This window comes from Erwinia sp. Leaf53 (genome assembly GCF_001422605.1).
Lineage (GTDB): Bacteria > Pseudomonadota > Gammaproteobacteria > Enterobacterales > Enterobacteriaceae > Erwinia.
In genome coordinates this window covers 1-25,570 of the sequence record NZ_LMLK01000008.1, presented here as the reverse complement: position 1 = coordinate 25,570, position 25,570 = coordinate 1, and the positions used below count along the sequence as shown (strand labels likewise).

23 protein-coding genes, 3 tRNA genes and 1 rRNA gene are annotated in these 25,570 nt (G+C 56.1%); 6 read left to right on the top strand and 21 right to left on the bottom strand.

Annotation, left to right across the window (positions count from 1 at the left end):
* Nucleotides 1–33 precede the first annotated feature (33 nt).
* Both rhlB and gppA read left to right on the top strand, forming a co-directional pair.
* Entirely contained in the window at nt 34–1,326 is a 1,293-nt protein-coding gene (gene rhlB / locus ASF13_RS08265; protein ID WP_056234707.1) for an ATP-dependent RNA helicase RhlB, read from the top strand.
* 6 nt (nt 1,327–1,332) lie between these two features.
* The gene (gene gppA / locus ASF13_RS08260) at nt 1,333–2,817 is read left to right on the top strand and encodes a guanosine-5'-triphosphate,3'-diphosphate diphosphatase (RefSeq protein ID WP_056234705.1); all 1,485 of its coding nucleotides are present in this window, start codon (nt 1,333–1,335) and stop codon (nt 2,815–2,817) included.
* A 44-nt stretch (nt 2,818–2,861) separates the two neighbouring features.
* Here the strand turns inward: gppA and ASF13_RS08255 are convergent, their stop codons facing one another.
* From ASF13_RS08255 to ASF13_RS08220, 9 genes are all read right to left on the bottom strand, one after another.
* Complete coding sequence (locus ASF13_RS08255) at nt 2,862–4,244, bottom strand: SGNH/GDSL hydrolase family protein (RefSeq protein WP_056234702.1); 1,383 nt, start codon at nt 4,242–4,244, stop codon at nt 2,862–2,864.
* Nucleotides 4,245–4,376: 132 nt separating this feature from the next.
* On the bottom strand, nt 4,377–6,395 hold the full coding sequence (gene rep, locus ASF13_RS08250) for a DNA helicase Rep (RefSeq protein WP_056234700.1): 2,019 nt from the start codon (nt 6,393–6,395) through the stop codon (nt 4,377–4,379).
* 149 nt (nt 6,396–6,544) lie between these two features.
* Nucleotides 6,545–7,126: a DoxX family protein gene (locus ASF13_RS08245; RefSeq protein ID WP_056234696.1), complete on the bottom strand. Its 582-nt coding sequence runs from the start codon at nt 7,124–7,126 to the stop codon at nt 6,545–6,547.
* A 9-nt stretch (nt 7,127–7,135) separates the two neighbouring features.
* The gene (locus tag ASF13_RS08240; RefSeq protein ID WP_056234692.1) at nt 7,136–7,840 is read right to left on the bottom strand and encodes a putative DNA-binding domain-containing protein; all 705 of its coding nucleotides are present in this window, start codon (nt 7,838–7,840) and stop codon (nt 7,136–7,138) included.
* A complete protein-coding gene (locus tag ASF13_RS08235; protein WP_056234689.1) occupies nt 7,800–8,669 on the bottom strand; it encodes a DUF692 domain-containing protein in 870 nt (289 codons plus the stop codon). Before ASF13_RS08235 ends, ASF13_RS08240 begins: the two co-directional genes overlap by 41 nt.
* The gene (locus tag ASF13_RS08230) at nt 8,657–8,971 is read right to left on the bottom strand and encodes a hypothetical protein (RefSeq protein ID WP_072166331.1); all 315 of its coding nucleotides are present in this window, start codon (nt 8,969–8,971) and stop codon (nt 8,657–8,659) included. The genes ASF13_RS08235 and ASF13_RS08230 overlap by 13 nt, the downstream gene beginning before the upstream one ends.
* Before the next feature lie 10 nt (nt 8,972–8,981).
* Nucleotides 8,982–9,917: an MBL fold metallo-hydrolase gene (locus ASF13_RS08225; RefSeq protein WP_056234859.1), complete on the bottom strand. Its 936-nt coding sequence runs from the start codon at nt 9,915–9,917 to the stop codon at nt 8,982–8,984.
* Between the two features lie 136 nt (nt 9,918–10,053).
* Nucleotides 10,054–10,146, bottom strand: coding sequence for a cytochrome bd-I oxidase subunit CydX (cydX, locus tag ASF13_RS23410; protein ID WP_072166330.1), 93 nt, complete (start codon nt 10,144–10,146; stop codon nt 10,054–10,056).
* A 94-nt stretch (nt 10,147–10,240) separates the two neighbouring features.
* Nucleotides 10,241–11,800: a cytochrome ubiquinol oxidase subunit I gene (locus ASF13_RS08220; RefSeq protein WP_056234856.1), complete on the bottom strand. Its 1,560-nt coding sequence runs from the start codon at nt 11,798–11,800 to the stop codon at nt 10,241–10,243.
* 584 nt (nt 11,801–12,384) lie between these two features.
* Between ASF13_RS08220 and ppiC the strand changes: the two genes are divergently transcribed.
* Entirely contained in the window at nt 12,385–12,666 is a 282-nt protein-coding gene (gene ppiC, locus ASF13_RS08210; RefSeq protein WP_056234683.1) for a peptidylprolyl isomerase PpiC, read from the top strand.
* Nucleotides 12,667–12,733: 67 nt separating this feature from the next.
* Here ppiC and ilvC read toward each other — a convergent pair whose 3' ends face one another.
* On the bottom strand, nt 12,734–14,209 hold the full coding sequence (ilvC, locus tag ASF13_RS08205) for a ketol-acid reductoisomerase (RefSeq protein WP_056234682.1): 1,476 nt from the start codon (nt 14,207–14,209) through the stop codon (nt 12,734–12,736).
* Nucleotides 14,210–14,374: 165 nt separating this feature from the next.
* Here ilvC and ilvY point away from each other — a divergent pair, with 165 nt between their 5' ends.
* Nucleotides 14,375–15,256 carry an HTH-type transcriptional activator IlvY gene (ilvY, locus tag ASF13_RS08200; RefSeq protein WP_056234679.1) on the top strand — a complete coding sequence of 294 codons (882 nt, stop codon included), beginning with the start codon at nt 14,375–14,377 and terminating at the stop codon, nt 15,254–15,256.
* Here the strand turns inward: ilvY and ilvA are convergent.
* The 6 genes from ilvA to ilvL all read right to left on the bottom strand — a co-directional run bounded on the left by ilvA (nt 15,253) and on the right by ilvL (nt 21,801).
* On the bottom strand, nt 15,253–16,797 hold the full coding sequence (gene ilvA, locus ASF13_RS08195) for a threonine ammonia-lyase, biosynthetic (RefSeq protein ID WP_056234676.1): 1,545 nt from the start codon (nt 16,795–16,797) through the stop codon (nt 15,253–15,255). The genes ilvY and ilvA overlap by 4 nt on opposite strands.
* Before the next feature lie 5 nt (nt 16,798–16,802).
* Nucleotides 16,803–18,653 carry a dihydroxy-acid dehydratase gene (gene ilvD / locus ASF13_RS08190; RefSeq protein WP_056234673.1) on the bottom strand — a complete coding sequence of 617 codons (1,851 nt, stop codon included), beginning with the start codon at nt 18,651–18,653 and terminating at the stop codon, nt 16,803–16,805.
* 63 nt (nt 18,654–18,716) lie between these two features.
* Nucleotides 18,717–19,643 carry a branched-chain amino acid transaminase gene (locus ASF13_RS08185; protein ID WP_056234670.1) on the bottom strand — a complete coding sequence of 309 codons (927 nt, stop codon included), beginning with the start codon at nt 19,641–19,643 and terminating at the stop codon, nt 18,717–18,719.
* A gap of 18 nt (nt 19,644–19,661) precedes the next feature.
* On the bottom strand, nt 19,662–19,919 hold the full coding sequence (gene ilvM, locus ASF13_RS08180; RefSeq protein WP_056234668.1) for an acetolactate synthase 2 small subunit: 258 nt from the start codon (nt 19,917–19,919) through the stop codon (nt 19,662–19,664).
* On the bottom strand, nt 19,916–21,562 hold the full coding sequence (gene ilvG / locus ASF13_RS08175) for an acetolactate synthase 2 catalytic subunit (protein ID WP_056234665.1): 1,647 nt from the start codon (nt 21,560–21,562) through the stop codon (nt 19,916–19,918). The genes ilvM and ilvG overlap by 4 nt, the downstream gene beginning before the upstream one ends.
* A gap of 140 nt (nt 21,563–21,702) precedes the next feature.
* Entirely contained in the window at nt 21,703–21,801 is a 99-nt protein-coding gene (gene ilvL, locus ASF13_RS23405) for an ilv operon leader peptide (protein ID WP_072017652.1), read from the bottom strand.
* A 337-nt stretch (nt 21,802–22,138) separates the two neighbouring features.
* Between ilvL and ASF13_RS08170 the strand changes: the two genes are divergently transcribed.
* Nucleotides 22,139–23,659: a YifB family Mg chelatase-like AAA ATPase gene (locus tag ASF13_RS08170; RefSeq protein WP_056234662.1), complete on the top strand. Its 1,521-nt coding sequence runs from the start codon at nt 22,139–22,141 to the stop codon at nt 23,657–23,659.
* A gap of 30 nt (nt 23,660–23,689) precedes the next feature.
* On the opposite strand, the gene ASF13_RS08165 is transcribed toward ASF13_RS08170, so the two are convergent.
* Complete coding sequence (locus tag ASF13_RS08165; RefSeq protein ID WP_056234658.1) at nt 23,690–24,028, bottom strand: DUF413 domain-containing protein; 339 nt, start codon at nt 24,026–24,028, stop codon at nt 23,690–23,692.
* 121 nt (nt 24,029–24,149) lie between these two features.
* Here ASF13_RS08165 and hdfR point away from each other — a divergent pair, with 121 nt between their 5' ends.
* A complete protein-coding gene (gene hdfR, locus ASF13_RS08160) occupies nt 24,150–24,977 on the top strand; it encodes an HTH-type transcriptional regulator HdfR (protein ID WP_056234853.1) in 828 nt (275 codons plus the stop codon).
* 141 nt (nt 24,978–25,118) lie between these two features.
* On the opposite strand, the gene ASF13_RS08155 is transcribed toward hdfR, so the two are convergent.
* The 4 genes from ASF13_RS08155 to rrf form a co-directional block, all read right to left on the bottom strand.
* Nucleotides 25,119–25,194 (bottom strand) — tRNA-Trp (locus ASF13_RS08155).
* A 7-nt stretch (nt 25,195–25,201) separates the two neighbouring features.
* A tRNA-Asp gene (locus tag ASF13_RS08150) sits at nt 25,202–25,278 on the bottom strand.
* Nucleotides 25,279–25,300: 22 nt separating this feature from the next.
* A tRNA-Asp gene (locus ASF13_RS08145) sits at nt 25,301–25,377 on the bottom strand.
* 98 nt (nt 25,378–25,475) lie between these two features.
* Nucleotides 25,476–25,570 (bottom strand): 5S ribosomal RNA (gene rrf, locus ASF13_RS08140); the annotation flags it as partial.

Here is a 25,570-nt window from a genome sequence, read left to right as displayed (position 1 = left end):
TAAAGCAATACTAAGCTGATATTCTACCACACTATGAGCAAAACACACTTAACCGAAAAGAAGTTTTCCGACTTCGCCCTGCACGCTCAGGTGATTGAAGCCCTTGAAACTAAAGGCTTTCAAAATTGCACGCCTATTCAGGCGCTGGCATTACCGTTTACGCTCTCCGGGCGTGATGTAGCAGGTCAGGCGCAAACCGGTACCGGCAAAACGATGGCGTTTCTGACGTCAACGTTTCATCATCTTCTCTCTCACCCCGCTCCGGAAGGTCGCCAGGTTAATCAACCGCGCGCGCTGATTCTGGCTCCGACCCGCGAACTGGCGGTTCAGATCCATGCGGATGCAGAGCCGCTGGCGCAGGTAACCGGACTGAAACTCGGTCTGGCTTACGGTGGCGATGGCTACGATAAGCAACTGAAAGTGCTGGAAAGCGGTGTTGATATCCTGATTGGCACCACCGGCCGTTTAATCGATTACGTCAAACAGAACCACGTTAATCTGGGCGCGATCCAGGTGGTGGTACTTGACGAAGCCGATCGCATGTTCGATCTCGGCTTTATTAAAGACATCCGCTGGCTGTTCCGCCGCATGCCTGCCGCCAACCAGCGCCTGAATATGTTGTTCTCCGCCACGCTGTCATTCCGCGTGCGTGAACTGGCTTTTGAGAACATGAACAACGCGGAATACGTAGAAGTCGAGCCAGAGCAAAAAACCGGACACCGTATTAAAGAAGAGCTGTTCTACCCTTCCAACGAAGAAAAAATGCGTTTGCTGCAAACGCTGCTGGAAGAAGAGTGGCCGGATCGCGCCATCATTTTTGCCAACACCAAGCACCGCTGTGAAGATATCTGGGGCCACCTGGCCGCCGATGGTCACCGCGTGGGTCTGCTGACAGGCGACGTGGCGCAGAAAAAGCGCCTGCGTATCCTGGAAGATTTCACTAAGGGTGATGTCGATATCCTGGTGGCGACCGACGTGGCCGCGCGTGGTCTGCATATCCCGGCCGTGACGCATGTCTTCAACTACGATCTGCCTGACGATCGTGAAGACTACGTGCACCGTATTGGCCGTACCGGCCGTGCCGGTGCCAACGGTCACTCAATCAGCCTCGCCTGTGAAGAGTACGCGCTGAACCTGCCGGCGATTGAAGAGTATATCGGTCACAGCATTCCGGTCAGCCGCTATAACAGCGATGCGCTGATGAGCGAACTGCCGCCGCCGAAGCGTTTAACCCGCAACCGCACCGGTAACAACCTGCGTCGTGGCGGCAACAACAATCGCCGTGGCAGCGCGCCGCGCAGCCCCAACCGCAAACGCCCGGGTTAAGCCACCATGCTGAGCGCGTCATCACTTTATGCTGCCATCGATCTCGGATCGAACAGTTTTCATATGCTGGTGGTGCGCGAAGTGGCTGGCAGTATCCAGACCATTGCCCGCATCAAACGCAAGGTGCGCCTGGCGGCCGGGCTGGACAGCCAAAGCCAGCTCTCTGGTGAAGCCATGGAGCGCGGCTGGCAGTGCCTGCGGCTGTTTTCCGAACAGCTGCAGGATATCCCGTCGGAACAGATCCGCGTGGTGGCGACCGCCACCTTGCGTATCGCCGCTAACGCCGGCGAGTTCCTGATCGCTGCTCAACAGATCCTCGGTTGCCCGATCAACGTGATCAGCGGTGAAGAGGAGGCGCGCCTGATCTACCAGGGGGTGGCCCACACCACCGGTGGTGCGGATAAACGTCTGGTGGTGGATATCGGCGGCGGCAGCACCGAGCTGGTTACCGGCAAGGGCGCGCAAACGACCGCGCTGTTCAGCCTGTCGATGGGCTGCGTCACCTGGCTGGAACGCTATTTCGCCGATCGCCACCTTGGCCGTGAGAACTTCGCTCAGGCAGAGGCCGCCGCCCGTGAGATGATCCGTCCGGTGGCCGCGGTGTTGCGCGAGCAGAGCTGGCAGATCTGTGTCGGCGCGTCCGGCACCGTGCAGGCGCTGCAGGAAATCATGATGGCGCAGGGCATGGACGAGCGGATTACGCTCGGCAAGCTGCAGCAGTTGAAGCAGCGCGCCATTCAGTGCGGCAAGCTGGAAGAGCTGGAGATCGAAGGCCTGACGCTGGAGCGGGCGCTGGTGTTCCCCAGCGGCCTGTCGATCCTGATCGCCATCTTTATCGAGCTGAATATCGAGAGTATGACGCTGGCCGGTGGCGCGCTGCGCGAAGGCCTGGTCTACGGCATGCTGCACCTGCCGGTGGATCGCGATATTCGCAGCAGGACGCTGCACAACGTTCAACGCCGTTTTACGATCGATGCAGAACAGGCCGAGCGCGTCCGCCAGCTGGCCGAGAGTTTCGCCCGCCAGATTAGCCAGAACTGGAAGCTGGATGACATCAGCCGGGAGCTGCTGGACAGCGCCTGTCTGATCCATGAAATTGGGTTGAGCGTCGATTTCCGTCAGGCGCCACAGCATGCGGCCTATCTGGTGCGCAATCTCGATCTGCCCGGCTTTACTCCGGCCCAGAAAAAACTGCTGGCAACCCTGCTGCAGAATCAGCGAAACGGCATCGATCTGGCGTTACTGAGCCAGCAAAATGCCGTGCCGCCGCGGGTGGCGGAACGTCTTTCGCGCCTGCTGCGGTTGGCGATCATTTTTGCCAGCCGCCGCCGCGATAATACGCTGCCTGCGGTGCGCCTGCTGGCGGAGGAAGACACCCTTACGCTGACCCTGCCAGCCGGCTGGCTGGAAGCCCATCCGCTGCGCGCCGAGCTGCTTGAGCAGGAAGTGCACTGGCAAAGCTATGTGCACTGGTCGCTGACGATTGTCTGAACATTAAACCGGAAGGCGATGTATGTCACCTTCCAGTATCTTTATTACTCTTCGATAGTCAAATTGTAATGCTGAATAATGGCTGCCATTATCTTCGTTGAAATCAGTTCATGGACATAGGTTGTTGGATGCACGTTATCCCAGAACAGGTGAACCTTATCATGTCGACATGATGGCGAAGGTTTGAAATTAAAAATATAATCCGGCAAGGGTAAAATGTTGTTGATGTCCAGGCAGGCATGTTTTACATCATCAATGCCATGCTCCCCCGGGTTTTTCACCAGGTCATTGAAGATTTTCTCAACATCAATAAGATAAATATCAACGTTACCTCGGTTACGGTATTCATGGCGTTTTACGCTCTCTTTTATTCCGTTGTTAAGGACGCGTACGTAATCCTTTAACCTGAGCCTTTCGCTATCAGACTTATCCTGCATCCCCGGCACCAGAGAAACATCAGGTGCCGTCATTACGATGATGCTCTTCGCTCCCAGGCTCGTCAGCCGGGAAATCCCCTTATCGATATTAGATATCATCTCTTCAGGTTCAATATCACCATTCATCAGATCATTACCACCGGCCATGATTGAAAAGAGCGATTTCCCTGCATTGTAGTTTTTGTCTTCATTCATATAGGAAACGAAAGAGTCGATCTGCTTGTCAATTCCAGGGATCTTAATCAGCCCCAGTACAGAGGTATCTTTTGTTTCAGCCCCTCCCACCGCCCAGTTGTAGGAATGAATCCCCAGATTTCCAGCCAGATACTCGTGCCAGACATAGCCATTACTGAAATGTCCACGATACCAGGTCTTTGAATTCGGGGCTTTCCACATTGAGGCATTGAATACGTTGCTGTTGTCAGTCAGGCTGTCACCAAAGGTTATGATACGTTCGAATGCGCCATTTTTCCTCAATCCTTTAGCATCATAATTCATTGACCAGATCGTGTGGTCAAAAGACTGACTATTATCCGCAGCATATATTTCCAACTGTCTGACATTTACCCCCTCACTGGCCAGCGTTTTCCTGCAAATTTCTTCCAGCTTTTTATATGGCGTGTCAGTGTAGAACATATTCTTCCACTGCATTATAAAATTCGACCACCAGTGGCCATTGAGTTTATAGTATCCGCTGCCAGACTCATTTTTTGCCCAGTACCAGGTGCTTCCGGGGTGAGCCTGATTATTGTCCAGACGAGTAATGCATCGCATGTAGGTATAGGTTGACTTTTGCCCTAAAAAAACCCTTTGCGAAGGACGATCATTATTATCAAAATCAGTTTTTATCAATGGCGTTTCGCCCAGATAATTATCCAGCTCTACCACCGGGAATACACTTTTCTCATCATCCTCACTCGCGAGTGCGACGGATGATAACGCACCACCTAATAGCACCAATGAAATAGAAAACAGAATATTTTTTTTCATAAAGATCCCTTTAGACGTCGAAATAAATTGAACGTCAAAGGATAATCACTATCGAAAAAAATTATGACTTTTGAAAACTTAAAACCCATTTACTTTATTAATACAGGGCAGCCAGGTAACTGAAAAAACCCCTTATTTTCTTGCTTTATCCAGCATTGCTCTTAATCCCGCCACCCGGCTCTGCCCGGTCTGCATCCGCTCTTCGGCGCTGACCACTTTACGCTCACTTTCCCAGTTCACATCGTCCTGCGGCAGCTCAAGCAGAAAACGGCTTGGCTCCGGGCGCACCAGCTCACCGTACTGGCGGCGCTCGCGGCACAGGGTGAAGGTCAGCTCTTTCTGTGCGCGGGTAATCCCCACGTAGGCCAGACGCCGCTCCTCCTCGATATTGTTCTCATCAATGCTGCTCTGGTGCGGTAACAGCCCCTCTTCCATGCCGACCATATAGACATAGGGAAACTCCAGCCCTTTGGAGGCGTGCAGGGTCATCAGCTGCACCTGATCAAGCTCCTCGTCACTTTCACCGCGCTCCATCATGTCGCGCAGGGTAAAGCGCGTCACCACCTGGGTCAGCGTCATCGGTTCATCAATGTCGCTGCCTTCCAGCATTTCGGTCATCCACTGGAACAGCGTGTTGACGTTTTTCATGCGCATTTCGGCGGCTTTCGGGCTGGCCGAGGTTTCAAACAGCCAGCTCTCATAGTCAATACCACGGATCAGATCGCGCACTGCGGCGACCGGCTCGCGTTCCGCCAGCCGTGCCACCTCCTGCAGCCAGCTGGTAAAGCGCTGCAGGGATTCCAGCCCGCGTCCGGTCAGCGTCTGGCTGAGACCCATATCGAAGCTGGCGGTAAACAGGCTTTTATTACGCTGCATTGCCCACTCGCCGAGCTTTTGCAGCGTGGCGGCGCCGATCTCACGGCGTGGCGTGTTAACGATGCGCATAAAGGCGCTGTCATCGTCAGCGTTGGTCAGTACCCGCAGGTAGGCCAGCAGATCTTTGATTTCCGGGCGCGAGAAGAACGAGGTGCCGCCGGAGATGCGGTAAGGGATACGGTTCTGCATCAGCATCTTTTCAAACACGCGCGACTGATGGTTTCCGCGGTAGAGGATGGCATAATCCTTGTACTGTGTTTTATTAATAAAGTGGTGGGCGATCAGCTCGCCGATCACCCGCTCCGCCTCATGATCCTCATGGTTGGCGGTCACCACCTTCAGCTCAACCCCGTAGCCCAGCTCGGAGAACAGTCGCTTTTCAAACACGTGCGGGTTGTTGGCGATCAGGATATTGGCTGCCTTGAGAATACGTTCGGACGAACGGTAGTTCTGCTCCAGCTTGATCACCTGCAGCGCCGGGAAGTCCTCTTTCAACAGCACCAGGTTCTGCGGCCGTGCCCCGCGCCAGGAGTAGATTGACTGGTCGTCGTCACCCACCACGGTAAAACGCGCCCGTGCACCCACCAGCAGCTTCACCAGCTCGTACTGGCTGGTGTTGGTATCCTGGTATTCGTCAACCAGCAGATAGCGAATGCGCTGCTGCCAGCGTTCACGCACCTCCAGGTTGCGCTGGAACAGCAGCGTCGGCAGCAGGATCAGATCATCGAAGTCCAGTACGTTGCAGGACTTCAGATGCCTGTCATACAGTGCATAACAGTGGGCGAACAGCTTGTCGCGCTCCGACTGTGCGCCTGCCGCTGCCCGCGACGGATCCAGCAGATCGTTCTTCCAGTTGGAGATCGTCGAGATCAGCTGCTGCAGCAGGTTTTTGTCGTTCTCCAGCCACTCTTCGGTGAGATCTTTCAGCAGCGCCAGCTGATCCTGATCGTCAAACAGTGAAAAGTTGGATTTCATCCCCAGCGCGGCGTACTCGCGTTTAATAATCTCCAGCCCGAGGGTATGGAAGGTCGAAATCATCAGCCCGCGCGCCTCTTTACGCCCCAGCGTCTGCGCCACGCGCTCTTTCATTTCGCGCGAGGCCTTATTGGTGAAGGTCACCGCGGCGATATGTCGCGCCTGATAACCGCATTCGCGGATCAGGTGGGCAATTTTATTGGTAATCACTCGCGTCTTGCCCGAACCGGCTCCGGCCAGCACCAGGCAGGGCCCGGTGACAAATTCGACGGCATGTTGCTGACCAGGATTAAGACGCATAGCTTGAAAATTCCACAGGTATAAACAGGCGGGCAGTATACCCAAAGATGCCCGGACTGTGGAGAAGGGATAGGATCGAGGCCCCGTAAAGGGGCCAAAAAAAACAGGCAGAGGCAGCCGGACGCGCTCTGCCTGAATGCATGACAGGCTTAGCCCAGCTTCTTGCGCAGCCAGTAGTCGACGCTGACGTAACGCCCACCGCCCCAGAACAACAGCACCAGCAGCATCACAAAATAGGTGGTCGAAAACTCCATCCCGTTGTTGAGGATCACCGGGTCACCGAGTTCGGTAATATAGTTGTAACGGCCGGGGAAGTTCGCCTGCAGCCACTGCAGGAAAATCGCCAGGCGCTGGCTGGACTCCATCGTATTACTGGCAATGGCCAGCCACCCGTGCGACCAGTGCACCATAGAACTGGCCACGCTCATCAGCACGATCATCGGGATAGAGATAATCCGCGTAAACAGACCCAGCGCAATACAGACCAGCCCAATGACCTCTGTCCCGGTGGCCAGTAGCGCCATCAGCCAGGGAAACGGCAGATCCAGCCCACCCTGGGAGGCCGGCGTGGAAAACCAGGCCACCGTACCGCTGAAACCCACCACTTTTGAGTGTGCCCCTTCGTAAATCACCGGCAGCAGATACAGGCGAATGGCCAGCAGGGCGATAAAGTCTGCCTTCCGGCACTTTGCCACCACCTGATCGTACAGTGAAAGAAGTTTGTTTTTCATAGAAGGTCCTTATCGTGTTTGCAGCGAAATAAAGTCAATTTCCTGGTTACGGTTAAGCCATTCCCCCAGATAGCGGGCATCGCTTGCGTTTAGCGCCTGTTCCAGACTGGCAACAAGACAGAGCTGTTGATCAACAATCAAATGCAGCATCTGGCCATCAAAGGCGGTCAGCCGTTTTTTCACCACCTTGTGATGGCGGTTTCTGAAAATTCCGCAGGGGAGTTGCCCCTCATTAATCTGATAACCGCCTTCATCAGAAAAAACGCCGGAGAACTGAATGCAGTTCAGCGTTGGATTGATCGTGACCGCCAGAGGCGTAGCCGGGTCATGGTGATCCGCGCTTTGCAACGGTATTTCCGCCGGATCAATTTCCACCGCCAGCAGCACCCACTCGTATTCAATCAGCTGACATTCAGCACGACTGACGGCGTGAGTACGGTGGATAAAATGGACAAATTCTGTCGCAATGTGGTGGAATTCAGCCTCCTCTGCGCCATGCTCCTCCAGAAAACGTGCGGCGAGCTGCTTAATGCGTTGCGGACCCGCCTGCTGACTGAACTGCGGGAACGAACTGCCGATCACTTCACTCACACTGCCGCGTAAAAACGCGCGGTAGTTGCGTACGGCAGTGGGAAAAACCTCGCCCTCTTTCTCCCGTAACTGTGCGGAGAAATTACGAATAAGCTGCGCGATGCGTCTGGGTGGCTGGCTCATGTTCGCTCCTTGCCTGATGAATAAACTCAGTAACCGTGACCAGTTCCTCGCACAGCGTGTTCAGGGGGGGGACATGGTTATCACGCTCCAGCAGCAGCGGCCGGGTGCCGTGAAAACGAAATGTCTCCCGCGCCAGCCGCAACACATCGTCATCTACCGGCATGCCGTGGGTATCCAGCAGGCCGCTGGGGGTGTGCAGGTGTCCGGCAATGTGGTAATAACGAATTTTCTCACCGGGTAGCGCACGTATATAGCTCAGCGCGTCATAACCATGATTCTGTGCATTGACCCAGACGTTGTTGATATCCAACAACATTTCGCAGGGGCTTTTTTCCAGTAACGCCAGCCAGAACTCGATCTCCGGCATTTCGCCGGCATAACCGTGATACCAGGAGATATTTTCCAGCACCAGCGGGCGATCGAGGATATCCACCACCTGACGAATGCGTCCCGCCAGATAATCGATATTCTCCGCGAAGCGGGGTACCGGCAGCAGGTCATAGAGATACCCTTGTTCATCGCGGCAGAAGCTAAGGTGATCGCTGTAAATGGCAATCTGGTACTCATCCAGAAAGCGCCGGATATTGGCCAGATAATCAAGATTAAGCGGAGAGAGATCGCCAATCGACAGGTTCAGGCCGTGAGCAACCAGCGGATAACGGCCGGCGATATCATTCAGCATGGTGCGCCGTGCGCCGCCGATATCCATCCAGTTATCCGGCGCCAGCTCCAGGAAATCGATGTGCGGGTGCCGCGGCTGCCCGCACAGATCGGCAAGGTGATCGCTCCTGAGTCCAATTCCCTTGCTGTCAGGCGCTATTGACCACATACGCCGCTGACCAGATTCGTGCCACAGGCTTTTTCCACCCCATCCGCTCTTAATCCACGCGCATGGGTGCCGCATTTACCGTCACGGGTTCTGACCATCAGATCCTGCGGGTTATGCTTAATTTCCGCCTTGCCGTAGATCTTCTCGGTACCGCATTTACCGCTGGCACATTTTCCCCCCGAGGTCGGGGCTTTTGCTACCGACGTTTCCGTGGCAGCTGTTTCAGTCTGGGCATGGGCAGCCGCCCCGGTCAGACCAACAAATGAACTCAAGGCGATGGAAAGCATCAGTTTATTTTTCATCACTATCTCCTTAACGCGCTAAGCTAATCGGGAAGCAGGACAGATCGCGGCTGGCGTAAACCTTGCCGTGATAGTATTTTTTAACGATATCAAGCGTGTCTTTTTTCAGAACCAGGCTCTTGCCCATGAAATGGTTCAGAACCAGGATTTTGGGCTGGACTTGTGCGGCAATTTTTCCCACTACCGATGGTGGCGCATGCATGAACTTCGATTCTGCATCGGCGTTTTCATCGATCGCCGCAGGCATAACCAGAATGTCGGCACCTTTAGCAAAATCGATAAACGCCTTGTTGGAGCCATTCTGATCGGCAGATACCACAATGACGCCTTCCGGACTTTCAATGCGGTACGCCAGGGTAGGTACATCGCCATGAGGAATACCTAACGCCGTAACCTTCAACCCATCCGCGTCATACACCGGCTGAGGGGTGGTAGATTTGTTATCAATATCTTCCAGGTTAACTTTCAGATTGATGCCGTCAGTGGCGTTGTACAAACCGGAAAGATAGGCGTAAGCGCCCTTATCTTTCGAGAACTGATCGGCAAAGTAGTCGGTCATTTTTGGGAAACCTGCGCCGCCCTCCGGCCCGGACAGCAGCACTTGCTCTTTATTACGCAGGAAAAATCCACCTTTCAGGATGGCAGCGAGGTCAGCAACGTGATCGGTATGCAGATGCGAAATCCCGATCAGTTTCAACTCTTCCAGCCGGGCGCCGGACTGACCAAAGCGTAAGAAGGTGCCGCCGCCAGCGTCAATCAGAATACGTGATTTACCTTTGTACCAGATGACTTCGCCGGAAGAGGCGCGCTTATCATCACTTATCGGCCCGCCTGAGCCTAACAGCTGCAGCGTGTAATCTTTACTTTGGCACTGTAATTCTGCCGCCAGCGTGCTGCCGGTAAAAACCAGCGCGGCGGAAAGCAGAGTGAGTTTGATTAATTTCATTTTCAATTCCTACTCCTTATGAATCAAAAAACCAGGTTGAATCAGAAATAACATTATTGATGGCGGAGCTATATAACCTTCGCAGTCAGCGAATAGCCGGTCAATAGTGAAAAGCATCGATTAAGAACGAGTAAGGTTATGACTCGATCTCAGATGAGTAACTTAGCCCGGCAATAATTCCGCAGGAACACGCCAGCAGCACCCCCAAAAACCAACAAAAATACCACATACTCCCTCCTTATTTTACGGCGCAGCAAATAGACATCCTGCTTTCCAAAAATATTTCTGAATAACAGAGACAGCGATTACCCCCCCCATTTCAGTTACGGCGAATGATGCTTCAGGGATTGATTGTTTTCCGCCTTTAAGCCATCCGGACCTTTACGGGCGAACCTTAACATCAGGAATATTTCGGCAATAAAGAACAGCGTATAGAGCGAACACACCAGAATCATTGAGAATAAGACATCGCCCCGGCTGAGTTCAGAACTGGCGGCGAAGGTGGGTAACACTTCACCAATCGCCCACGGCTGGCGGCCGTACTCAGAAACAAACCAGCCGCTCTCCATTGCCAGCCACGGCAACGGTAACCCGTACAGTGTCGCACGCAGCAGCCAGCGCTTCTCACCGACCCGACGGCGAAGAACGCTCCAGAAGGAGAGGAAAATAATCAGTACCAGGCCACATCCACAAACCACCATAATGCGGAATGCAAAAAAGAGCGGTGCCACCTGCGGAATAGAGTCTTTCACTGCCTGCCGGATATCAGCATCGGAGGCCCGGGTGATATCACTCATATAGCGTTTGAGCAGCAGGCCGTAACCCAGATCCTTTTTAACCGCATCAAACTCTTTGCGGACTTCCGGCGCGGGTGATGCGGGATCCCGTTGCAGCTTTTTCAGCAGCGCCCATGCCTTAATGCCGTTGCGGATCCGCACCTCATGTTCGTCCATTAACTGGTTGATTCCCGCAACCGGCGTGTCGAATGAGCGGGTCACCATCAGGCCCATCAGCCAGGGGATTTCAATGGCATAATGGTTGGTCTGCTGCGCCTGGTCGGGAATGCCAAACAATGTAATGCTGGCCGGGGCGGGCTGCGTCTGCCACTCGGCTTCAATGGCGGCCAGCTTGGTTTTTTGCACGTCGCCCATCTCATAGCCGGATTCATCTCCAAGCAGAACGGTAGCCAGCACCGCCGCCATACCAAATCCCGCCGCCACCACACAGGACATTTTGGCAAACTGCAGATTACGCCGCTTCAGTAAATACCAGCCGCTGATGGCCAGCACAAACATCGCACCGGTGGTATACCCTGCGGCGGCAGTATGAACAAACTTGACCTGCGCTACCGGATTAAAAATCACGTCAGCGAAGCTGTTCATCTCCATACGCATAGTATCCGGGTTGAAGGTCGCACCCACCGGATTTTGCATCCAGCCGTTGGCCAACAGGATCCAGAGTGCAGACATGCTGGAGCCGAATGCCACCAGCCAGGTGGTCATCAGATGCTGTACCCGGCTCAGACGATCCCAGCCAAAGAAGAACATGCCGACAAAGGTTGATTCCAGAAAAAAGGCCATCAGCCCTTCCAGCGCCAGCGGTGCGCCAAACACATCGCCGACATAATGGGAATAATATGACCAGTTAGTGCCAAACTGAAATTCGAATATTAATCCAGTGGTCACGCCCATCGCAAAGTTTATACCAAACAACTTCCCCCAGAACTTCGTCATCTCCTTATACAGAACTTTTCCCGTAATGACGTACAGGCTTTCCATAATTGCCAGTAAAAAAGAGAGCCCCAGCGTCAGGGGAACAAACAAAAAGTGGAACATCGCGGTTAACGCGAACTGTACCCGAGAGAGGGTGACCACATCCATTATCACGCTTATTCCTCCACAAAATGATCTTCCTGCCAGGAAATCAACCACCCACAATGATGCATTACCTGACGAGGAGAACGTTAACACGGGGGAAGTTATAGCGCGTAACTCATTATTTACTTGTTACTTACCTTTTTTTTAGATATTAAAAAATAATCACTATCAACTTCAGGTGAAAAACCTTTTTTACCTTAAAAATCACATACCCGATAATTAAGATAAAACTTATTATTCCCCTGGTACTCCATCTCACATCAATCCGTCCAGAAATAATATACTGCTCAGTAAAACAATGGTATGCGTTCCCGGCGAGACGGGCTTGCGTCACCTGCTGATACATCCCCTCATCATTTTCTGCCTGACCGCGCTGAATACGGACGCCGTCATCCCTGTTCTCCTGTTTCGGCCATGATGCTTTCCGTGTCTGTTCACGGCGATTGCCGGGCAGGCGATCGCGTGTTCATTATTTAGTCCGCGCGGCAGAAAGGCATTTAATGCCTCCTGTCGCGTGCCGTACGCTGAACAGGTATAGTAGCGCCATCCTGGCCACCGGCCTGAACTGACTGAATGATTCGGAGAACAACATGGCGAAGACCGCAGCAGCACTGCATATTCTGGTAAAAGAAGAGAAGCTGGCACAGGAGCTGTTAGCCCAGCTGCAGCAGGGTGCTGACTTTGAGAAGCTGGCGAAGAAGCACTCTACCTGCCCGTCAGGCAAGAAAGGCGGCCACCTTGGCGAATTCAAACAGGGTGCGATGGTGCCGGCGTTCGATAAAGTGGTGTTCTCCTGCCCGCTGATCGAACCCCAGGGCCCGCTGCACACCCAGTTCGGTTACCACATCATCAAAGTGATTTACCGCAACTAAAAAAAAAGACGCCCGCAGGGGCGTCTTTTTTTGTGGGCGGCACATCAGCCGCCCCGCGTCTGGCTGATTAGCCCGCAACCGCGATACGTTTCATATCGGTCATGTAGCCACGCAGCTTGCTGCCCACGGCTTCGATTGGGTGGTTACGAACCGCTTCGTTCACGTCACGCAGCTGTGCGTTATCCACCGCGTTGCCTTCGGTGCCCTGGCCCAGGTCGCCTGGCTGCAGGGTGGTCATGAACTCTTTCAGCAGCGGAACCGCAGCGAAGGAGAACAGGTAGTTACCGTACTCGGCGGTATCAGAGATCACCACGTTCATTTCATACAGACGCTTACGCGCGATGGTGTTGGCAATCAGCGGCAGCTCGTGCAGCGACTCGTAGTAAGCTGACTCTTCGATGATGCCTGCGTCAACCATGGTTTCGAACGCCAGCTCAACGCCCGCTTTCACCATCGCAACCATCACTACGCCTTTGTCGTAGTAATCCTGCTCAGGGATCTTGCCTTCGAACTGTGGTGCGTTTTCGAATGCCGTTGCGCCGGTCTCTTCGCGCCAGGTCAGCAGGTTTTTGTCGTCGTTAGCCCAGTCAGCCATCATGCCGGAAGAGAACTCACCGGAGATGATGTCGTCCATGTGCTTCTGGAACAGCGGTGCCATGATGGTTTTCAGCTGCTCAGACAGCTCATAAGCGCGCAGTTTCGCCGGGTTAGACAGGCGATCCATCATCAGGGTGATACCGCCAAACTTCAGTGATTCGGTGATGGTTTCCCAGCCGAACTGCAGCAGTTTTTCAGCGTAAGCCGGGTCAGTACCTTCCGCCACCAGCTTGTCGAAGCACAGCAGTGAACCGGCCTGCAGCATACCGCACAGGATGGTCTGCTCACCCATCAGGTCAGATTTCACTTCGGCAACGAAGGAAGATTCCAGCACGCCCGCACGGTGACCGCCGGTTGCCGCAGCCCAGGCTTTAGCAATCGCCATGCCTTCGCCTTTCGGATCGTTTTCCGGGTGAACGGCCAGCAGCGTTGGCACGCCGAAACCACGCTTGTACTCTTCACGCACTTCGGTACCCGGGCACTTAGGCGCAACCATCACTACGGTGATATCTTTACGGACCTGCTCGCCAACTTCAACGATGTTAAAACCGTGCGAGTAACCCAGCGCTGCGCCCTGCTTCATCAGCGGCTGTACCGCCTGAACAACGTCAGAGTGCTGCTTGTCCGGCGTCAGGTTAACCACCAGATCCGCCTGTGGGATCAGATCTTCGTAGGTGCCAACGGTGAAGCCGTTTTCGGTCGCTTTACGCCATGAAGCACGTTTTTCTGCAATGGCTTCAGCACGCAGGGCGTAGGCGATGTCCAGGCCGGAATCGCGCATGTTCAGGCCCTGGTTCAGGCCCTGAGCACCACAGCCAACGATGACGACTTTTTTGCCTTTCAGGTAGCTGGCTTCATCCGCGAACTCTTCGCGCGCCATAAAGCGGCATTTACCTAATTGCGCTAACTGGTTGCGCAGGTTCAAAGTGTTGAAATAGTTAGCCATGGGAAACTCCGTATCAGGTTGTGGTGCGTGATGTTTGGTATCAGGGCCGTTCATTGCCAGCCCTTACTATGCCCCCATCATATGACAGGAAATGCATTGCTGAAATTGATATATTAACAAGATGATATTGCATAATCTGCAACGTGAAACAGAGGCCTGAAACAGATGGACTTACGCGATCTGAAACTCTTTCTGCATCTGGCGGATAGCCGCCATTTTGGCCGCAGCGCGCGGGCGATGCACGTCAGTCCGTCAACGCTCTCAAGGCAGATCCAGCGGCTGGAGGAGGACCTCGGCCAGACGCTGTTTTTACGTGACAACCGTACCGTGACCCTCACCGACGCCGGCGAGCGGCTGCGCCTGTTCGCTCAGCAAACGCTGTTGCAGTATGAGCAGATGCGTCACGCTCTGGGGCAGAACGGCACCTCGCTGAGCGGTGAGCTGAAGCTGTTCTGTTCGGTGACCGCGGCCTACAGCCACCTGCCGCCGATCCTCGACCGCTTTCGCGCCGAGCATCCGCTGGTGGAGATTAAACTGACCACCGGCGATGCCGCCGATGCGATGGAGAAGGTCCAGTCTGGTGAAGCGGATATCGCCATCGCCGGCCGGCCGGAATCCCTGCCCGCCAGCGTCGGCTTTATGCCTCTGGGGCTGATCCCGCTGGTGCTGATTGCCCCTGCGCTGCCCTGCGCGGTGCGCAGCCTGGCGACACAGCCGAAGCCCGACTGGGCGCAGATCCCGTTTATTCTGCCCGACCAGGGGCCGGCGCGCCGGCGCATCGATTTGTGGTTCCGCCATCGCCGCATTGCCAATCCGCAGATCTACGCCACGGTATCCGGCCATGAGGCAATCGTCTCGATGGTCGCGCTGGGCTGTGGCATTGCGCTGCTGCCGGACGTGGTGCTGGAGAACAGTCCGGAGCCGATCCGTAACCGTATTCTTGAACTGGAGGATGTGGAGATGGTGGCGCCGTTTGAACTGGGCGTTTGCGTACAAAAAAAGCGGCTCAGCGAGCCGCTTATTGATGCCTTCTGGAAGCTGCTTTAACCCTTGAGGAAGAAGCGGAACGCCGGGTTATTGCTCTCGTCGTGGAAATCATAGCCCAGCGCCGTCAGGTGCTCTTCAAACTGCGGTTCGCTGTCGCTCAGTTCAAAGGCGGCCAGCACGCGACCATAGTCGGTGCCGTGGCTGCGGTAGTGGAACAGCGAGATATTCCAGTGGGTGCCGAGCGTCTGCAGGAAACGCAGCAGCGCGCCGGGCGCCTCCGGGAATTCGAAGCTGAACAACCGCTCGCGCAGCGGCTTCGACGGCCGCCCGCCGACCATATAGCGTACGTGCAGCTTGGCCATCTCATCATCTGAGAGGTCGACCACCTGATAGCCGCCGTCGCTCAGCAGTTCGAGGATCTCCCGGCGCTCTTCCAGCCCGCGCGTCAGCCGCACGCCGACAAAAATACAGGCGTCTTTTTCATCGGCATAACGGTAGTTGAACTCGGTGACCGAGCGGCCACCCAGCAGCTGACAGAAACGCAGGAAGCTGCCCTGCTGTTCCGGGATGGTCACCGCCAGCAGCGCTTCGCGCTGTTCGCCCAGCTCGCAGCGTTCAGAAACATAGCGCAGGCCGTGGAAGTTGACGTTGGCACCCGACAGCACGTGCGCCAGGCGCTCGCCCTGGATCTGGTGCTGCTGGATATACTTCTTCATCCCGGCCAGCGCCAGCGCGCCCGAAGGCTCCGCCACCGCACGCACATCGTCAAACAGATCCTTCATCGCCGCGCAGATCGCGTCGCTGTCGACGGTGACGATGTCGTCGAGATACTCCTGGCACAGACGGAAGGTTTCACTGCCGATGCGCCTGACCGCCACGCCTTCGGCAAACCCGCCGACGCGCTGCAGGTCGACCGGATGGCCGGCGTCCAGCGCCGCTTTCAGGCAGGCTGAATCCACAGCTTCCACCGCAATCACCTTGATCTGCGGCATCAGCTGCTTGATCAGCACCGCCACGCCCGCCGCCAGCCCGCCGCCACCGACCGGCACGAACACGCGATCGAGATGCGCATCCTGCTGCAGCAGCTCCATCGCCAGCGTGCCCTGACCGGCGATCACCATCGGGTGATCGAACGGCGGCACAAAGGTGTAACCCTGCTGTTCCGCCAGCTCGATGGCCTTAGCTTTCGCCTCGTCAAAGTTGGCGCCAAACAGATAAGCCTCACCGCCAAACGCCCGTACCGCATCAACCTTGATATCGGCGGTGGCCAGCGGCATCACGATCAGCGATTTAATGCCGAGCTTCGTCGCGGACAGCGCCACGCCCTGCGCGTGGTTACCCGCCGAGGCGGTCACTACGCCACGCGCTTTCTGCTCTTCGTTCAGCCCGGCAATCATCGCGTACGCGCCGCGCAGCTTAAAGCTGTGCACCGGCTGGCGATCTTCACGCTTCACCAGAACGGTGTTGCCGAGGCGTGCAGAGATCTTCTCCATCTTCTGCAGCGGCGTGACCTGCGCGGCTTCATACACCGGTGCACGCAGCACCGCACGCAGATACTCTGCGCCGGTCGGACAGTCGGATAACGGTTGAGACTCGGCCATCGTGGTTAGCCTCCCAGCTTGCTCTTGTCACGGACCGCGCCTTTGTCGGCGCTGGTTGCCAGCGTCGCGTAGGCACGCAGCGCGAAGGAGACCTGACGCTCACGGCCGTGAGGCGTATAAGCCTGATCGCCACGGGCATCTTCTTCACGGCGACGCGCGGCCTGCTCTTCATCAGAGATATCCAGATGGATACCGCGGTTAGGAATATCGATGTTGATCCTGTCACCATCTTTCACCAGCGCAATGGTGCCGCCGCTGGCCGCTTCCGGAGACGCATGACCGATCGACAGGCCGGAGGTACCACCGGAGAAACGGCCGTCGGTGATCAGTGCACAGGCTTTACCCAGGCCCATCGACTTCAGGTAGGTGGTCGGATACAGCATCTCCTGCATGCCCGGGCCGCCTTTCGGTCCTTCGTAACGGATCACGACTACGTCACCGGCTACCACTTTACCGCCGAGGATCGCCGCAACCGCATCGTCCTGGCTTTCATAGACTTTGGCCGGGCCGCTAAACACCAGGCTGCCTTCATCGACGCCGGCGGTTTTAACGATACAGCCGTTTTCAGCGAGGTTGCCGTACAGCACCGCCAGACCACCGTCCTGGCTGAAGGCAAATTCGCGTGAACGAATACAGCCTTCCTGACGATCGTCGTCCAGCGTGTCCCAGCGGCAGTCCTGCGAGAAGGCCTGGGTGGTACGAATACCTGCCGGGCCGGCGCGGAACATCTTTTTCACCGCTTCATCTTTGGTCAGCATGATGTCGTACTGGTCCAGCGTCTCGCGCAGGCTCAGGCCGAGGATGTTGCGCACGCTGTTATCCAGCAGTCCGGCACGATCCAGTTCGCCGAGGATGCCGAGTACGCCACCGGCACGGTGCACGTCTTCCATATGGTATTTCTGCGTGCTGGGTGCCACTTTGCACAGGTGCGGCACCAGGCGCGACAGGCGGTCGATATCGGAGATATCGAAGTCGATTTCGCCTTCCTGCGCGGCGGCCAGCAGGTGCAGAACGGTGTTGGTGGAACCGCCCATCGCGATATCCAGCGTAATGGCGTTTTCAAACGCGGCCCTGCTGGCGATGTTGCGCGGCAGTGCGCTTTCATCATCCTGCTCGTAGTAACGCTTGGTCAGGGCGACGATGCGCTTGCCGGCGTTAAGGAAAAGCTCTTTACGGTCCGCATGGGTCGCCAGTAACGAACCGTTACCCGGCTGCGACAGGCCCAGCGCTTCGGTCAGGCAGTTCATGGAGTTGGCGGTAAACATCCCTGAGCAAGAGCCGCAGGTCGGGCAGGCAGAGCGTTCAATCTGATCGCTTTCCGCATCGCTGACGTTCGGGTTGGCACCCTGGATCATCGCATCGACCAGGTCGAGCTTGATGATTTTATCCGACAGCTTGGTTTTGCCGGCTTCCATCGGGCCACCGGAGACGAAGATCACCGGAATATTCAGGCGCAGTGACGCCATCAGCATTCCGGGGGTGATTTTGTCGCAGTTGGAAATACAGACCATCGCATCGGCGCAGTGGGCATTAACCATGTATTCAACGGAGTCGGCGATCAGCTCGCGGGACGGCAGGGAGTAGAGCATCCCGCCGTGACCCATCGCGATGCCATCGTCCACGGCGATGGTGTTGAACTCTTTCGCCACGCCGCCGGAGGCTTCGATCTGCTCGGCCACCAGCTTACCCAGGTCGCGCAAGTGTACGTGGCCCGGTACGAACTGCGTGAAGGAGTTCACCACCGCAATAATCGGTTTACCGAAATCGTCATCGGTCATTCCTGTGGCGCGCCACAGGGCTCGGGCACCCGCCATGTTGCGGCCGTGAGTGGTGGTAGCTGAACGGTACTTAGGCATGCTCTTTACTCCAGAAATCGAACGTGCACGGGCGTCAACTGACGCCCGTGAGAAAAATAATTTTTATGGGTTAACCGGATCCAGCCAGCCCCATTTGTCTTCCGTTTCGCCGGTAAACAGGCCGAAGAAGGCACTCTGAATACGTTGCGTCACCGGGCCACGCTTGCCTTCACCAACCTGAATGCCGTCTACACTGCGCACCGGGGTGATCTCTGCGGCGGTACCGGACATAAACACTTCATCGGCCAGGTAGAGGGATTCACGCGACAGCACCTGCTCACGCACTTCAATACCCAGGTCCTGGGCCAGCTTGATGATCGCATCACGGGTGATACCCGGCAACGCCGAGGAGGTAAACGGCGGGGTAAACAGAATACCGTCTTTTACCTCAAACAGGTTTTCACCGGCCCCTTCGGAGATGTAGCCCTGGGTATCCAGTGCGATACCTTCCTGATAACCGTGGCGGCGCGCTTCGCTACCGACCAGCAGTGAGGAGAGGTAGTTACCGCCGGCTTTGGCCGCGGTGGGCAGGGTGTTCGGTGCAACGCGGTTCCATGAGGAGACCATGGCATCAATGCCCTGCTCCAGCGCTTCAGCACCCAGGTAAGCACCCCACGGGAACGCGGCGATGATCACATCCGTGCTGTAGCCATCTGGCGGATTGACGCCCAGACCCACGTCGCCGACAAACACCAGCGGACGAATATAGGCACTCTTCAGGTTGTTCTTGCGCAGCGTCGCACGGCACGCTTCCATCAGCTCGTCAACGCTCTGGCTGACCGGGAAACGGTAGATTTTTGCAGAATCGCGCAGACGCTGCATGTGTTCACGATGGCGGAAGACCACCGGTCCTTTGTGCGAGTCATAGCAACGGACGCCTTCAAATACCGAGGTGCCGTAGTGCAGGGCGTGAGACATGACGCTAACCTTTGCCTCTTCCCACTTAACCATCTCGCCGTTGAACCAGATAAAGTCAGCTTTCTTCGTCATTCTTGTTTCCTTGCGCGCTTATGCGCGGATTTGTTGTGTTATCTGTTGCTGGGTCTGCACGCAGGCCACGTCCATCAGTTTGCTCAACTGGGTTGACAGTAAATCGACGGAGCGTGGGCTGGCAACGGTCATCTCAATATTAATATTCTCAGCGTTGGCGGACGGCACCATATTCATGGTGCACACCTGGAAACCACGATGGCGGACAACACGTAAAATGCGCTCCAGTATTTCCGGGCGAAAGCGTGCTTCGATAGACAATTGATGCTGCATCATGAGGTTTTCTCCATCATATTTTCGTTGCTGGCACCCGGTGGTACCAGAGGCCAGACGTTCTCATGCTCGTCAATCGCGACGTGGAGCATGTACGGCCCTTCACTGTGCAGCAAAGCGTCTAATGCGGCGTCGACCTGATCTTTACGGGTAATGCGCTGGCCTGGAATGTCAAAAGCGCTGGCCAGGATGAGAAAGTCCGGGTTATCTGAGAGATTGGTTTCACTATAACGTTCTTCAAAGAACAGCTGCTGCCACTGGCGTACCATGCCTAAACGCTGGTTATCCAGCAGCACGATTTTCACCGGCAGCTGCTTACGTTTGATGGTACCCAGCTCCTGCACGTTCATCATGAAAGAACCGTCGCCGGAGACGCAGATTACCGTGTCATCCGGGCGGGCGACCTGCGCCCCTACCGCCGCCGGCAGGCCAAAGCCCATGGTGCCGAGGCCGCTGGAGGTAATAAAGTTTTCCGGGCGGGTGAAGCTCATATGCTGCGCCGCCCACATCTGATGCTGGCCGACGTCGGTGGTGACCACCGCGCTCGGCGATTTACGGTCAGACAGCTGCCTGAGGAACAGCGGCGCAAAGATCGCATCACCCGGATGATCGTAACGCCAGCCGTGATCGGCCTTCAGCGCCTGGACTTCTTCCCGCCAGGCAGCGATCTCCACCGGCTGGTAAAGGTCCGGCAGCAATTTGTTCAGATCGCCCTGCAGGCCAACGTGTGCACGGCGCAGCTTGTGCAGTTCCGCCGGGTCGATATCCAGATGGATCACGCTGGCGTGCGGCGCGAAGGTGTCCAGCTTGCCGGTCACGCGGTCATCAAAACGCGCGCCGACCGCGATCAGCAGGTCGCACTGCTGCACCGCCAGGTTAGCGGCTTTGGTGCCGTGCATGCCCAGCATGCCGAGATAACAGGCATCGTCGGCATCCGGCGTACCGAGGCCCTTCAGCGTAGCGACGGTGGGGATACCGGTCTCTCTGGCAAAATCGCGCAGGGCGTGAACCGCATCGGCCATGCCGACGCCGCCGCCGACATACAGAATCGGTTTCTGCGACTGTGCCAGCAGCTGGCGGGCCTGCTGCAGCTCTGCGTGCGGGTGCGCAAGTTCCTGCTCAACGGGGATCAGGTGAGCGGTCAGTTCACCGCTGGCCAGCTGGATGTCTTTCGGGATATCAACCAGCACCGGGCCGGGGCGGCCGGATTTAGCGATGGCAAACGCCTCCGCCAGCACCACCGGCAGCTCATCAAGGGATTCCACGAGAAAACTGTGCTTGGTGCAGGCCAGCGAGAGACCCAGTACGTCAATCTCCTGGAAGGCATCGGTGCCCATTACGGCGGAAGAAACCTGGCCGGTGATGGCGACGATCGGTACAGAGTCCATCATTGCATCGGCAAGGCCGGTGATCAGGTTGGTGGCACCCGGGCCTGAGGTCGCGATGCAGACCCCGACTTTGCCGGTGGCGCGGGCATAGCCGATCGCGGCCATCGCAGCACCCTGCTCATGGCGGCACAGCAGGTGTTCGACACCACCGTCATAGAGCGCGTCATAGACCGGCATGATGGCCCCACCCGGGTAGCCGAATACCGTTTCAACTCCCTGAGCACGCAACGTTTGAACCACCCACTGAGCACCATTCATAGTTATTTCCCCGTCCGTTTATGGGAACAACAGCATTTTATTCTACTGTACATCTTCTGTTCCTCTCACATTATTGCCTTGCCAAAAAAAAACCCCCGGACCTTTCGGTGCGGGGGTTCTTTCGAAATCAGGCTTGATATTTAAGCCTTTCTTCCTCCGAGCGTAGCCCCGCACGGCGTGATAATAATCACGACGACGTTAATGACGACTAGGCTAATGACTCGTAGAAGGGCTTTCATTGGAATTCGTTTCGTTCGCTTGTTCGAAGTAATGCCTACAGAGTTATCACAGTTAGCGTGAGAAATTCAACTTTTTTCGATTTTTAATTTAATGAACCTGCCTGCAGTTTTAGGAAAAAGGTTTGTTATTCAGCAAATAACGAAAAACTGAATTTTTTTCATTACTCACCAAGGGTGATGGCTTTTTTGCATGCCGGCAAAATCTGATGATGCCTCACGGCTCCGGGTAACGCCTTCCGTTTTGCAGCTGAAAAATCAGACGCGTTACGCGTATCGCGTTTTCCCCCCTCGCCAGGCGGTCAGTTTTTGCGCACAGTGCGCAGAACAAGGAGCACCTATGTCACTCTCTCTGGCTTACACCCGCGCCGCGATCGGTATTCAGGCTCCCCTGGTCAGCGTCGAGGTTCATATCAGCAATGGACTTCCCGCACTGTCCCTGGTTGGCCTGCCGGAAACGACGGTTAAAGAGGCGCGCGATCGGGTGCGCAGCGCGATCGTCAACAGCGGTTTTATCTTTCCGGCGCAGCGCATTACCGTCAATCTGGCCCCGGCCGACCTGCCCAAAGAGGGCGGCCGATACGATCTGCCTATCGCCATCGCCATTCTCGCCGCCTCTGAACAAATTCCTGCGGAGAAACTGGCACAGTTTGAATTCCTGGGTGAATTAGCCCTGACAGGCGCTCTGCGTGGCGTACAGGCGGCCATTCCCGCAGCGATGGCGGCGCTCCAGTCACAGCGACAGCTGATCCTCTCGGCGGAGAATCAGTATGACGTTGGGCTGATCCAACACGGGAGCAGCCTGGTCAGCCCGCATCTGCTGGACGTCTGTGCCTTTCTGCAGGGCAAGGCCACGCTGCCGTCAGCCCAACCGCCACCGCTGCCACCTCCTGATACGTCGGCAGACCTGAATGACATTATCGGCCAGTACCAGGCCAAACGCGCGCTGGAGATTACTGCGGCCGGTGGGCATAACCTGTTGCTGATCGGCCCCCCCGGCACCGGCAAGACCATGCTGGCTACCCGCCTGAACGGCCTGATGCCGCCGTTAAGCGACGTGGAGGCGCTGGAGAGCGCCAGCATCACCAGCCTGACCCGCAGCGATAGCCTCACTCAACGCTGGCGTCAACGCCCGTTCCGTTCGCCTCACCACAGTACCTCACTCTACGCGCTGGTCGGGGGTGGGGCGATCCCCAAACCTGGCGAGATCTCGCTGGCGCACAACGGCGTGCTGTTTCTCGATGAGCTGCCGGAGTTTGAACGTAAGGCGCTGGATGCGCTGCGCGAACCGCTGGAAGCCGGTGAGATCAGTCTCTCCCGTGCGCGGGCAAAAGTGACCTATCCGGCGCGCTTTCAACTGGTTGCCGCGATGAACCCCAGCCCCGGCGGGCACTATCAGGGACCGCATAACCGCTCTACCCCGCAGCAGGTTTTACGCTATCTCAGTCGGCTGTCTGGCCCCTTTCTTGACCGCTTCGATCTCTCGCTGGAAGTCCCGCTGTTACCGCCAGGCACGCTCAGCGCTGAGCCGCAGCGGGGAGAATCCAGCCAGCAGGTCGCGGAGAGAGTGCTCGCCGCCCGGCAACGCCAGCTGGCACGCTGCGGCAAAATAAACAGTGCGCTTGGCCATGATGACTTTCGTCACAGCTGTCAGTTACGGTCAGAGGATGCGCAGTGGCTGGAGCAGGTGATGAATCAGCTGGGGCTGTCGATACGGGCATGGCAGCGGGTATTGAAGGTGGCACGAACCATCGCCGATCTGGCGGGTGAACCGGCAATCCAGCGTCCGCATCTGACGGAAGCAGTGGGCTATCGCGGCATTGACAGACTGTTGCAGTATTTGCAAAACAGCGTGAGCTGAAAATGAAAAAGGGGCCTGAGCCCCTTGTTCTTAATCGTCGCTGTCCGTGTAGTCCTCGACACCTTCCATCTGCGGTTTCCCGCCGGACAGGGTGTGGAAGCGCTTAGGACGCTTGATGCGGGTCATATACTTCGACCAGACTCTTTCGGGCTCACTTTGCGGCTCGCGTACGCCCCGGCACACCTCAATAAACTGACGCTCTTCTTCCGTTACCGGCTCGCGCTTGGCCAGATCCAGCTCGTTGAAAGCGTAACCATAACGCTCAAGAAGTTGAGCTTCTTTGATGGTGAAATCACCGTGGCGTGAGAAACCGCGTGGGTAATGCTTGTTATCAAAAAAACGATTCGTAGTTGCGAAGCTTTCCGCCATTTTACACGCTCCTGACTCTTATATGGTCGTGCTATTTATGGCGCGGAGTATTAGATAGGCTTGACAGAGTGTAAAACAAAACATTTAAATCATAACGACAAATGTTTTTTAGGAGATGACTGTGGATACGGAATTACTGAAAACCTTTCTGGAAGTGAGCCGAACTCGCCACTTTGGACGCGCTGCGGAAGCACTCTACCTCACACAGTCGGCCGTTAGTTTTCGCATTCGGCAATTGGAAAATCAGCTTGGCGTGAACCTGTTCACCCGACACCGCAACAATATCCGGCTGACCTCCGCCGGCGAGCGGCTGCTCCCCTATGCAGAAACGCTGATGACCACCTGGCTGCTGGCAAAGAAGGAGGTGTCGCATACGCAGCAGCACCATGAGCTGTCGATAGGCGCCAGCGCCTCGCTGTGGGAGGCTTATCTGACCCCGTGGATGCAAACGCTTTACGAGCACCGTCAAAGCCTGCACCTTGAGGCGCGTATTGCTCAGCGTCATCTGTTGGTCAAACAGCTGCATGAGCGGCAGCTGGACCTGCTGATCACCACCGAAGCGCCTAAAATGGAAGAGCTGTCCAGCCAGCAGATCGGCCATATCTCTCTCGCGCTGTTCCGCTCACGCCACGGCGGGGAGAAGGAGAAATATGACTACATTAAGCTGGAATGGGGGGCCGATTTTCATCAGCACGAGCACTATCTGGCCGGTGCCGATGATGTGCCGATCCTGACCACCACATCCGCACAGTTGACCCGGCAGCTGCTTGCGACCACGGGAGCCTGCTCATTTTTGCCTGAATTCTGGGCCGCAGATTACAGCGATCTGCTGTCAGTTCCGGATACGCCAGCTGTGGTCAGGCCGCTGTATGCCGTATGGCTGCAGAACAGCGATCAGGAGGCAACTATCCGCCAACTGTTGAAATTTCCGGTAACGATGAACAGATAAGTTGTTTGATTTATGGGCAAAAAGGGCGCAATGGAGGGCTCTTTTTGCCCTTCCAGAGGCTGGATCAGGTTGAAAAGACATCAACTCTACGGATTTCAGGCAAAAAAAAACCTTCGCCGAAGCAAAGGTTTTTTCTTATTCTGGCAGGGGCGGAGAGACTCGAACTCCCAACACCCGGTTTTGGAGACCGGTGCTCTACCAATTGAACTACGCCCCTAAAAGGGTGGCGGAACGGACGGGGCTCGAACCCGCGACCCCCTGCGTGACAGGCAGGTATTCTAACCAACTGAACTACCGCTCCACCGATTCTGTACTGATATCAGTGGCGGAACGGACGGGGCTCGAACCCGCGACCCCCTGCGTGACAGGCAGGTATTCTAACCAACTGAACTACCGCTCCACCGATTCTGTACTGATATCAGAAAACGTCTGAYTTCAGGTAACTCGCCGTTACCTTGTCAGGGGTAACGTCATGACTCGTTAAGAGTCTTAATTGATGCCTGGCAGTTCCCTACTCTCGCATGGGGAGGCCCCACACTACCATCGGCGCTACGGCGTTTCACTTCTGAGTTCGGCATGGGGTCAGGTGGGAC